This is a genomic window from Segatella copri (assembly GCF_002224675.1).
GTDB classification, from domain to species: Bacteria; Bacteroidota; Bacteroidia; order Bacteroidales; family Bacteroidaceae; genus Prevotella; species Prevotella copri_U.
Genome location: NZ_NMPZ01000047.1, coordinates 1 through 10,014, shown reverse-complemented (window position 1 = coordinate 10,014; position 10,014 = coordinate 1). Strand labels below are relative to the sequence as shown.

Genomic DNA, 10,014 nt, shown 5'->3' with positions numbered 1-10,014 from the left:
TACTACCCAACGGTGTGGAGATTTTTTCGAAAACCGAAGGCTCGACCTTTTATTTCCAAAGCCCGCTGCCATACCTTTGCACCTGCACGATAACGGTTGATGCCAAAAGGAAAGACCATGTGGAGGAAAGAAAATCAGAGCGGCAAATGAAAATAGAAACTTCACGGAAGTTTTTGGACTGTGCGATAAAAAATGGAACTGCGAGTTGTGGCTATAAAAGTTGCATTCAGTACTGATAGCTTAAAGTTGTTTAGACTGACACTTTGACATTATAAAATTTCCCAAATAAAATAGGCATGATGTTTGTATTTGATATTAATGAATTTTGAATGATACGACTCAGCCAACAGTCCCGGCTAAGCTGCATGGATTAAAAGGGACTTAAACGTAAGCGACAATGGCATTAACGTATAAAACATTAAGTTTGAAAAAGTTCCTTTTTATTTTTCTATCATGTTTACTTTTCCAACAGCTGACAGCTCAGACCATTGTAAAATTTGACAATGGTAATAACATTATATATAAAAACTTACAAGGAAAAACTATTGTAAAGAATAAAAAATATACAATAGCATTTACTGATACGATTTCATCTATCGGCTTTGTCGGCACGAGAAAAGGTGAAATAGTTGGTATTAATAATGCAGGTAAAGAACTATTTGAAGTATATAAGATTGACAATGGTCCAGATTATGTCAGTGATGGCTTGTTCAGAATTGTAGGAAAAAATAGCAAAATAGGTTTTGCTGATACATGTGGAGCTATTGTTATTCCACCCGTTTTTTCGTATGCTACACCTTTTCACAATGGAGAGGCTAAAGTTTCTTTTGGCGGCAAGAATGAAAAACAAGGAGAATACCAATCATGGAAAAGCAACCTTTGGTTTTTGATAAAGAAGTCCAAATAGTTTTTAAAAGCATTGGATATGTTTTTTTACAGAACTAACAAGAGTAGCAGAATATTTCCAAAGCCCGCTGCCATACCTTTGCACCTGCACGATAACGGTTGATGCCAAAAGAAAAGACCTTGTGGAGGAAAGAAAATCAGAGCGGCAAATGAAAATAGAAACTTCACGGAAGTTTTTGGACTGTACGATTATCGCATACTCATTTCTGAGAAATGGATACAACGTCGTCTTACAAACGTCTTGAAAAATGGAAATCGCATACAAGAATGGCACAGCCTTCAGAGAAATTCCGGTGAAAGAAGAGTATGGCTTGTCCATGCTTCTTGCATCGGGTTTTCTCCAAGGCTGTGCAGCCAAGCATGAAAGTGGTCGTTGGGGTTTACATCAATGACTTCTTTCTTGCGGTGGAGTATGCAAACAAAATGGTACGGCAAATCAAGGAATGGTGTTTCTTTTGATCGGTTAGCCTGCAACCGACAAAAAGAAGCACTTTTCCTCATGCCGTACTACTGAGACATGAAAGGGTGGCGTTCCACTGTTTCATGTCGTTTGGATTGTGCGATAAAAATGGAACTGCGAGTTGTGGCTATAAAAGTCAGCCGTTGTCAGCACGGCAAACAAAGAAAAGTCCTTGGCAGTATAGTCTTGAAGTATTTCAAGGCATACCGCCAAGGATTTTTCTTGCCGTGCCATAGTCGGAGAAAGTTAGTCTGAGGTACGAGGACTGTCTTTCTTCGACGACGGCTGACTTTTATACAAAACACACGAAAGGATGAGAATATGCAAACGAAATAGACCATTCAAAAAACAGAAACCATTGCCACATAAGTTTGAATGGATTGAAATGGAAATAGCAAAGAATAGAGAAGAATATGGTTTAATAAAAACAGATTTACCCAAGCAAAAAATCGAGGATAAAAAATCTTAAAACATTCTTTATCCCCGATTAAATATCGTACCTTTGCAACCGAAAGAGTTCTTTGGATGGTTATGCAAATCACAGCAGGATGCTACATTCTGTTTATTTCTAATTCGTAACCTCTTCTTTTTATGAGATAAAAACTTATCTCATTCTCAATCACTTATAAAAAATACGTACTTTCCCTAAAAAAAAGAGGCACATTCCTATATGGTATGACAAGAATGAGCAAATCAAGGACAAACTTCGTGAGAAACACCCTGAAGCCATAGACTTATGGGAAGATAATGAATACCTAATGGGCGATTTAACTCCACTTTGGAACGATTGTAACAAAGAGGATATTGCCTTTGAAACTCTTAAGGAACGTTTCTTGAAAATAGACAAGTTGTGCAGAATGCTTAATGAAGACCAAGTAAAAAAAGAAGAATACCAGTTCTCGAATTGGTATAGACTGTACCGTGTAATTTCCGGACTCGTTCAGATTGGACATATCCCTCGAACAAGATGGGAATATGAGGGCTGCTACTTTTCCCACAAGGATGAAACGCCATGGTGGCTTGAAAATTCTGAAATAATGGCGCTCATATCAAGTGACGACCAAATTGAATATATGAAGAATTATATTCGACATGAGGTATCTAAGTTTATAAGAGCCCCTCATGACCATATTGAATTGATAAAGTCTTGGCTTACACTAAAGGTTTTGAAAGCTGACAGTTGTAAGGAAGGAGTATATCTTCTCAATTATTATGATGACAGAGCTGTTTCTGCCTATATAGATATTCAATCTAATTATATAATTCCATATGAATCATTTAATTGGGGAAATATTTTATTAGGTTACTCGTATAGTTATACCATCTACCCAGCTCGTGACAGCTGGAATTGGCAACAAGTTGCCAATCTGGATTCTCCTTTGTTCGATATTCCGTATATTGGTTATGATAACGATGAACATCATATCGAAAACGATGATATAAAAAAAGCTCATGATTATATCAATGTTTTAATAGATTCATTTCTGAACAACAACGCTATTGTCAAATGAGAGAAGAGATAGTCAAATATTATCACATACTACTATGCTCACGCCCATCATCCCCCAAGGGCGTGAGCATAGTCTTTAACAAGCAAATATTTATAAAATAATAGAGTCGAATGCCAACTCCCTAATAAGAGATTGCAAAATTCACATACGGAGGCGAGAAATGTAGAAAGCTGCTTGAAAAGCTCCAAGATAATATAATGGAAGGTGAATGAGCAACCCCCTCGCAAATATCTTTATAAAATCCAACCATCATTTATCAGAGCTTCGTTACATGGAATCAAGATTAATACTTTGCAACGTTTTCAGTTTTGTAGGCCAATATGATCAACAGCAATCTTTGCTCGTCACCTACCTGTATCCTTTGGGTAAGTTCAACCTGGGCAGAATCCATAAATGACAGCCCTATAGACATGAGCTTAGAAAGTTCTCCCATCAATAACGGGTGCTTTACAGAAGATACTATCTGAAAGGACACCTTATTATATAATGCCCAATCTACAAGTGTATATTGCTGAAAGGCACGAAGGATTGCCTCTGCCCTACTCTCGCCGTCCATTTGGAAGGAATAGATACGGCACTTGACCATTTGTCTGTTTCTGTTACAATTCATCATTGCTTTCTAAGTTTTTGATGCAAAGATAGAAGTAAGGGGTGTAAAATCACTTCACACTAAAAAAATAATTCAACCTGTGCAACATATTTTCCTACTTTTCCGTTATATTTGTACCTAAATTATAAGAAACAAAATAAAACAAGATAATATGGCAATCAACCAATAAAACAAATATGTCTGGCTCGTGGAAACCATCCACAAGGCAAAGAATAGAGGCGGCATCACCCTACGGGAAATCCAAAGCAGATGGAAGGAATCAGAACTCAGCGAGGGAACGAAACTCTCCCGCAGAACCTTCATCAACAACCTCCATGCCATCGAGGAACTGTTTGAAATCAGCATCAGCTGTGGCAGCGGCTATCGTTATTACATAGAGTATGGCGACTGCTTCGAGGAAGGAAGTACCCGAAGTTGGATGCTCAATGCCTTCTCTCTCAATGCTATGGTCAGCAATAGACGCAAGCTCAAGGAACGAGTCCTTTTGGAAGATATGCCTTCTGGCAGAAACTTTCTGGAAGACATCATCAAGGCCATGCGTAACAACCATGCCATCGTTATCTCCTACTACAGCTATAATACCGAGAAGTATTTTCTAGCTTTTTTGATATTCGGATGAGATTTGGGAAGACAGATTCTGCCTACCATATCAATGGAAGGTTCATTCTCATCATTGGAAGGGCTATACCTAAAAATGATGATTTTTCTATAGGGTCTTGTATATTACAGAATAATTGTGTAATTTTGCATTATTATATAGAAATATCAATACAATTATGAAGAAAAGAATATTCATTTTAGCAGCCTTACTGAGCACAGGATTGATTGGTAGCATGACTGCAACAACCAAAAGTTCTCATTCAGAGATTATGACGAAAGAAGCAGATGGCAGTTACATTATCAACACCACTACTTTGGGTAAAGATGTAAGGGGATTTCGTGGCAACACCCCTCTCTCCATCCACATCAAGAAAGGAAAGATTATAGATATCAAACCGCTTGCCAACCAGGAAACGCCCAAATTCTTCAATAAGGTAAAACAGGGGTTGCTCAATAAATGGAACGGCATGAAAGTCAGCAAGGCCGCTTCAGTCCAAGTAGATGGCGTTACTGGAGCCACTTTCTCAAGCAAAGCTGTGAAAGAAAACGTAAAACGCGGTATTGCTTATTACCTGAAACATAAATAAGAGAAAACAGGAAAGAAAGGATTAAGTGTAATATGAAATCATTTTTCCGGATAAAACAGGTTGTAAATCTTTTCATTTGTCTGATTGTTGTTTCATCACTTGCCATCACAAAGCATCATGAACTGTTTGGATACTCTCTCAAATCTGAACAGAAGGCAGAAACTGCAAGCAACGACACGCTACGCATGTTTGGAAACGGAAGAGCAGAGATTAATACTTCTGTTCTAGCATCCAACATCATGGGATATGGAGGAAAGGTTCCACTCAAAATAGTAATCAGGAATGGCGTAGTAGAAAACATCATTGCATTAAAGAATGATGAGACCAAGGAATTCTTTGACAATGCCTCTACTCTGTTTGAAAAATGGAAAGGTAAAACGATAGACAAAGCTATGGATATGAAGGTGGATGCTGTCACAGGTGCTACTTTCTCATCCAAAGCTATCATCGGAAACATGCATCAGGGACTTCTGTATGCTAAAGCGCATTTAGCGACTGAAGAATCAGAAAATGGTAGCAGCAGTTTAAGTCCTTCCGAAAACAACAGCTCTTCCCTGTTCTCTCTCAGAAACATTATAGGAATAGCTGTTGTCCTGATGGCAGCCATTCTGCCATTGTTTATCAAGAACAGAAGATACCATTTCTGTCAACTGATACTGAATGTCATTGTGCTCGGCTTCTGGTGTGGTACCTGTCTTTCTTATACCTCCATCCTGGGCTTTGCAGCCCATGGCATGGAAATTTCGGGCAGCATCATCGCGATTGTCATGCTGGTAACAGCCTTCATCTATCCGCTCTTCGGCAAGAAGTCGCATTATTGTACCCATGTTTGTCCCTATGGCTCTCTGCAACAGATAGCTGGCAGATGCGTGAAATACAAGATGAAAATGAGACCCGTCACAATAAAGCGGCTTGATAAGCTTCGCAAGATGATATGGGTATTATTGATGATATGTATATGGGGAGGTGTTTGGAGCGAATGGACTGATTTTGAACCATTCTCGGCATTTATCTTCCATTCTGCCTCATGGATAGTGATTGTGATTTCGCTTCTTTTCATCGCAATATCCTTTGTAATCACACGTCCCTACTGTCGTTTTGTATGTCCAATGGGAACTTTGATAAAGTTCTCACAAACTTCTATCGTAAAATGAAAAGTCCCGGCATGAGATAGCTTGCAGCTGTTCTCTTGCCGGGTCTTATTTTTTATGAAATATTCAGATTATTACTCAGACAGCATTGTTACCTCTATCCGATGATTCTGTTTGAGCAGAGTCTGTGCCATCTGCTGCACCTCTTCAGAAGTAAGAGAATCCACCATCTTATAGTAATCTTTATCAAAATCGGCATCATCATCCAACTCATGCCAGATAACATAACTCCAGTAGTCGTTGGTGACAATCATCTGCTGGTATTGTTTTTTCAGAAACTTCTTCACCTTATCCATACTGCTGGCTAAAGGCCCCTTATCAGCAATATTCTGCAGTTGCTGATAGATAATAGGATTCAGCTCTTCATAGCGTTTCGGATCACTCTTGTAGGTAATGCGAAGCAAAGCATTAGGAAGGGCTTCCTTCTCAAGATTGAAACTGACTCCTACTCCATAGGTACCTCCCTTCTCCTCTCTTACAGAATCTGTATAGGCAATCTGCAACACGCGGGTCAGGACATCCAACACCAGATCGTTCTTTGGTGAGAACGGTACGTTGCCCGTATAGAACACGCTCACGTTGGCAAGCGGTGTTTCCTGCTGATGAACAAACTTCACCGTTTCGTTCTTCATAACAATCTGTGGAACATTTGCCTTGTCTGTCTCCTCCTTCTTATAGGTCGAAGGCAAGGTAGCCAGATACTGACAGAGTAAAGGACGAAGTTCTGCCATGTCTATCTTTCCGATGAAAATGGTTTTGAAATTGCTAGCATCACTGAAGCGTTCACGATAGATTTCTATAATGCGCCCGTAATCAGCCTTGGCAAGAACCTCACCGGTGACAGGAGCCATACGCAGGTTATGGTCATAGAGAACGGCAGAAAGGGAGTCATTGTAAACCACCTTGGAACTTGCATTACGGTTTTTCAGAAATGACAGCGTTCGATTCTTCAAACCCTCAAATGCCACACTGTCTTTACGGGGTGCCATGAAATAAAGGTGTGCCAGCTGGAGCATGGTTTCCATATCCTTTACAGAAGATGAGCCTGCTATACGCTGGCCTTCACTACTGATGGATGGAGTCAGCCTGATTGACTTTCCTGCCAAAGCCTTACGCAAAGCAGTAGCTGAAAAGTCGCCTACACCCGCTTCTGTGATGGCACTTGTCAAGAGAGAGAAATTAGGAATATCCCCGTTTCCGTAAAGTGAGGTTCCACCTTCAGCGCGCATGCTCATCATTACCTGGTCTGCCTGATAGTCGGTAGGTTTTACGTAAACCTTCATACCATTACTGAGCGTAATCTCTGTCATGCCAAACTTGCCGTATGGTTTTTCAGACACAATCTTGCCCGGTTTTGGCAAGGCAGATATCAACGTAGAAGGAATCTTTTCCTCCTGATACGGTTCATATTGCTTTTTCTGGGCAGCAAGTACCGTAGCTTCTATTTCTGATTCTGAAGGAATAACAAATCCTTCCTTATCAGGGCCATACATCACAAATACCTGGTTTTTATCCGTAATGATGTTACCTACAGACTGATTAACCTCAGCCAGGGTTACTTCACCATCAAACTGCTTTACCAGTTGCAGATTATAGGCTGGTGTAAGGATAGGCTCTCCTTCAAGGAAATGATCCACACACTGGCTTACGTAATGGCCGTTGCGATAATCCTTCTCCATCTTCAGTTTTCGTTCTGCTGCATTGAGATAGAGTTTCTTGGCACGTTCCAGTTCACTCTCTGTAAAACCATGCTGGCGGGCACGCTCTACTTCACCCACAGCCTCGGAGATACCACCGAGTACGTGATCCTGCTTGCAGCTGATGCTCATACTGAAGGCATCCTTGGTACGGGAAACAAAAAAAGCACCATTCCTTACGGTAGCACTCATGAATGGAGGATTTACCACCTGTTTCTTTTCTGAGAGACGGCCATTGAGCATGTAAGTGATGAGTCCGCTTACATAGTCATCACGCTGATACTTTACCTGGCTCTTTTCGCTATCAGGAGTGGCATCGGTTTTCATGTAGAGATGGCCGATGATAATAGGCTGCTCCTTGTCCTTCTCAATGGCAACTATCATCTTCTCGTTGTCATTTACGGGATAATAGACACGCTCTGCAGGATTCTTATGGGCTTTGATCTTACCGAAAAGTTTCTGGATTTTCTTCTCCATCATATCCACATCGAAGTCGCCCACAACCACGATGGCCTGAAGATCAGGCCTGTACCACTTCTGATAATAGTCGTGCAAATCTCTGTAAGGAAAGTTATCAACAACATCCATACTGCCGATAGGCATACAATCTTCATATTTGCTTCCCTTGTAGATTTTTGGCATCACATTCTCCATCATGCGCTGCATGGCCATACCGGTACGCCGGTTTCTCCACTCTTCATGAATAACACCACGTTCCTTGTCTATCTCCTTAGGTTCGAGATTGATATACTGGCTCCAGTCGTTGAGTACTAGAAGACACGAATCGATAATGCCCTCACGCTTGACAGGGGCAGACCCGATGTGATAGACTGTCTGATCTACAGATGTATAGGCATTCAGGTTGGCCCCAAACTTAACACCTATGGTTTCACACCAAGGCACGATTCCCAACTTCTTCCCCTTGCCAGGGAAATGCTTGGTACCATTAAAAGCCATGTGCTCCAGAAAATGAGCCAGTCCACGCTGACGGGGTTCCTCAAGGATGGAACCTACGCGCTGGGCAATATAGAAATCGGCAAGGCCTGCCTCTTTATTATTATGTCGTATATAGTAAGTCAGTCCATTCTTCAACTTGCCCTGTCGCACGGAAGTGTCCTGCTCCACAGTCTGAGCAAACAATGAAGCTGGAAACAAAGAGAGAAGGAATAATCCCAAAAACTGATTCTTCATAAATTTTTCTTTTTTAAAATTATACAAGAATGCCTATTTCTTCAGGAAAGAGGCTGTTGCATCTGATTCGAAATCATTGGTAGAATTATTGGTATCAACCCATTTGCCATCAGCATCCTTCTTACGGATTACTGACTTGCCGTAGCGGTTTTCATCTCTGTCTACCTGACCACAATGAGCCCATCCTGCATCAAGGTTTGCAGATACCAGATTCCATTGCCACATAGATGCAATAGAAAGATTAACCGCATCCAGTATCCAGGAATTAGGAACCTTGATACAGTTCTTGGCTGTCATCGGATAAGCATTACCCTTCACTTCCATCACATAGCTGGCATCGTAAGTATTCTCTTCGAGATACTTCTCCTTATCGCCATGCATACGGGCAATGGCATAAGTCTTGAAACCACGGTTATGCAAAGAGAAATAGGTAAGTGAGCTGCAATACCATTTATCCAGATTAGGAACACTGGCATTGTCATCGTCTGTGAAGCGTGGATTTGAACTCTCATCATAGAATTCGTAATCAGCCTTACTTAAATCAAATGAAGCTGAGTTTGCTTCAGTATGATTCTTGGCATTCAATGCCAAGACAAGAGATTTGCCTGGTTCTACTGCAACTTCCGTACCCTTTCCTGGAATCATGTAGATAGCATCTACCGTCATTGCTTCGTTCATGATATCCGGATCATAATCATATTTTGTTACTGTGAGGAACTTAGATTCCAGAACCGCTATACTGTCTGCATAGAGCGTAACATCAGAATTATTGGAAAGAATGAAATACTGGTCATCAGAATACTGCTTTCCTTCTGGAGTAAGCGTACCCGTGAAGAAAATCTCTGAGATAACGAAACCTCCCTTAGCATTGAATGTGTTCACAGCCAACTTGACTTGGGCATTGCCGGATTTTACACTCACATTCTCGCTCTTCTGATTGATTTTACTACTACCGGCAATACCATCCTTAGTAAAACTCAGATCACCGCTGATAGCAACATTGTATGTTCCTTCAGGCACATCGGCAACAGATGCCATAAAGCTGCCATTTTTTTCCTGGAACTGCTCCTGGATAAACGTTTCATTGGTAGTTACATTGGTAAAAACCGCTTTGGCATTGGAGAGAACAATATTCTCCAGTCCCAATGGCATTTCAATACTCAATGACACAGGAGTGGTAACTACTTTGTCATCATTGTCGCTACAAGAGGTGAAAGTCAATGCCAACACCGAAAGCAACATCATACTCTTTAAAATTAACTTTTTCATTTTTCTACTTTTAGTTACATTAATATTATATT

9 protein-coding genes are annotated in these 10,014 nt (G+C 40.7%); 6 read left to right on the top strand and 3 right to left on the bottom strand.

Annotated features, from left to right (window positions below; all coding sequences use genetic code 11):
* The 3 genes from CFT61_RS17120 to CFT61_RS15985 form a co-directional block, all read left to right on the top strand.
* A partial coding sequence (locus CFT61_RS17120) for a hypothetical protein (protein WP_217899095.1) occupies positions 1-236 on the top strand: 236 nt, incomplete at its 5' end.
* A gap of 161 nt (positions 237-397) precedes the next feature.
* Positions 398-907, top strand: a complete 510-nt coding sequence (locus CFT61_RS15990) for a WG repeat-containing protein (protein ID WP_089545392.1) — start codon at positions 398-400, stop codon at positions 905-907.
* A 1,217-nt stretch (positions 908-2,124) separates the two neighbouring features.
* On the top strand, positions 2,125-2,877 hold the full coding sequence (locus tag CFT61_RS15985) for a hypothetical protein (RefSeq protein ID WP_089545391.1): 753 nt from the start codon (positions 2,125-2,127) through the stop codon (positions 2,875-2,877).
* 283 nt (positions 2,878-3,160) lie between these two features.
* Here the strand turns inward: CFT61_RS15985 and CFT61_RS15980 are convergent, their stop codons facing one another.
* Entirely contained in the window at positions 3,161-3,490 is a 330-nt protein-coding gene (locus CFT61_RS15980; RefSeq protein WP_089545390.1) for a hypothetical protein, read from the bottom strand.
* A gap of 184 nt (positions 3,491-3,674) precedes the next feature.
* Here CFT61_RS15980 and CFT61_RS15975 point away from each other — a divergent pair, with 184 nt between their 5' ends.
* From CFT61_RS15975 to CFT61_RS15965, 3 genes are all read left to right on the top strand, one after another.
* On the top strand, positions 3,675-4,106 hold the full coding sequence (locus tag CFT61_RS15975; RefSeq protein WP_176425642.1) for a hypothetical protein: 432 nt from the start codon (positions 3,675-3,677) through the stop codon (positions 4,104-4,106).
* Positions 4,107-4,263: 157 nt separating this feature from the next.
* Positions 4,264-4,674: an FMN-binding protein gene (locus tag CFT61_RS15970; protein WP_089545389.1), complete on the top strand. Its 411-nt coding sequence runs from the start codon at positions 4,264-4,266 to the stop codon at positions 4,672-4,674.
* A gap of 32 nt (positions 4,675-4,706) precedes the next feature.
* Positions 4,707-5,828: an FMN-binding protein gene (locus CFT61_RS15965; protein ID WP_089545388.1), complete on the top strand. Its 1,122-nt coding sequence runs from the start codon at positions 4,707-4,709 to the stop codon at positions 5,826-5,828.
* 71 nt (positions 5,829-5,899) lie between these two features.
* On the opposite strand, the gene CFT61_RS15960 is transcribed toward CFT61_RS15965, so the two are convergent.
* Together CFT61_RS15960 and CFT61_RS15955 are read right to left on the bottom strand one after the other, a co-directional pair.
* Positions 5,900-8,713 carry a M16 family metallopeptidase gene (locus CFT61_RS15960; protein WP_089545387.1) on the bottom strand — a complete coding sequence of 938 codons (2,814 nt, stop codon included), beginning with the start codon at positions 8,711-8,713 and terminating at the stop codon, positions 5,900-5,902.
* 33 nt (positions 8,714-8,746) lie between these two features.
* Positions 8,747-9,982, bottom strand: a complete 1,236-nt coding sequence (locus CFT61_RS15955; protein WP_089545386.1) for a DUF4876 domain-containing protein — start codon at positions 9,980-9,982, stop codon at positions 8,747-8,749.
* Positions 9,983-10,014 lie beyond the last annotated feature (32 nt).

Coding starts and splice junctions, on each gene's coding strand:
- CFT61_RS15955 (WP_089545386.1), bottom strand. CDS start 9,982: ATGAAAAAGTTAATTTTAAAGAGTATGATGTTGCTTTCGGTGTTGGCA.
- CFT61_RS15970 (WP_089545389.1), top strand. CDS start 4,264: ATGAAGAAAAGAATATTCATTTTAGCAGCCTTACTGAGCACAGGATTG.
- CFT61_RS15985 (WP_089545391.1), top strand. CDS start 2,125: ATGGGCGATTTAACTCCACTTTGGAACGATTGTAACAAAGAGGATATT.
- CFT61_RS15965 (WP_089545388.1), top strand. CDS start 4,707: ATGAAATCATTTTTCCGGATAAAACAGGTTGTAAATCTTTTCATTTGT.
- CFT61_RS15980 (WP_089545390.1), bottom strand. CDS start 3,490: ATGATGAATTGTAACAGAAACAGACAAATGGTCAAGTGCCGTATCTAT.
- CFT61_RS15960 (WP_089545387.1), bottom strand. CDS start 8,713: ATGAAGAATCAGTTTTTGGGATTATTCCTTCTCTCTTTGTTTCCAGCT.
- CFT61_RS15990 (WP_089545392.1), top strand. CDS start 398: ATGGCATTAACGTATAAAACATTAAGTTTGAAAAAGTTCCTTTTTATT.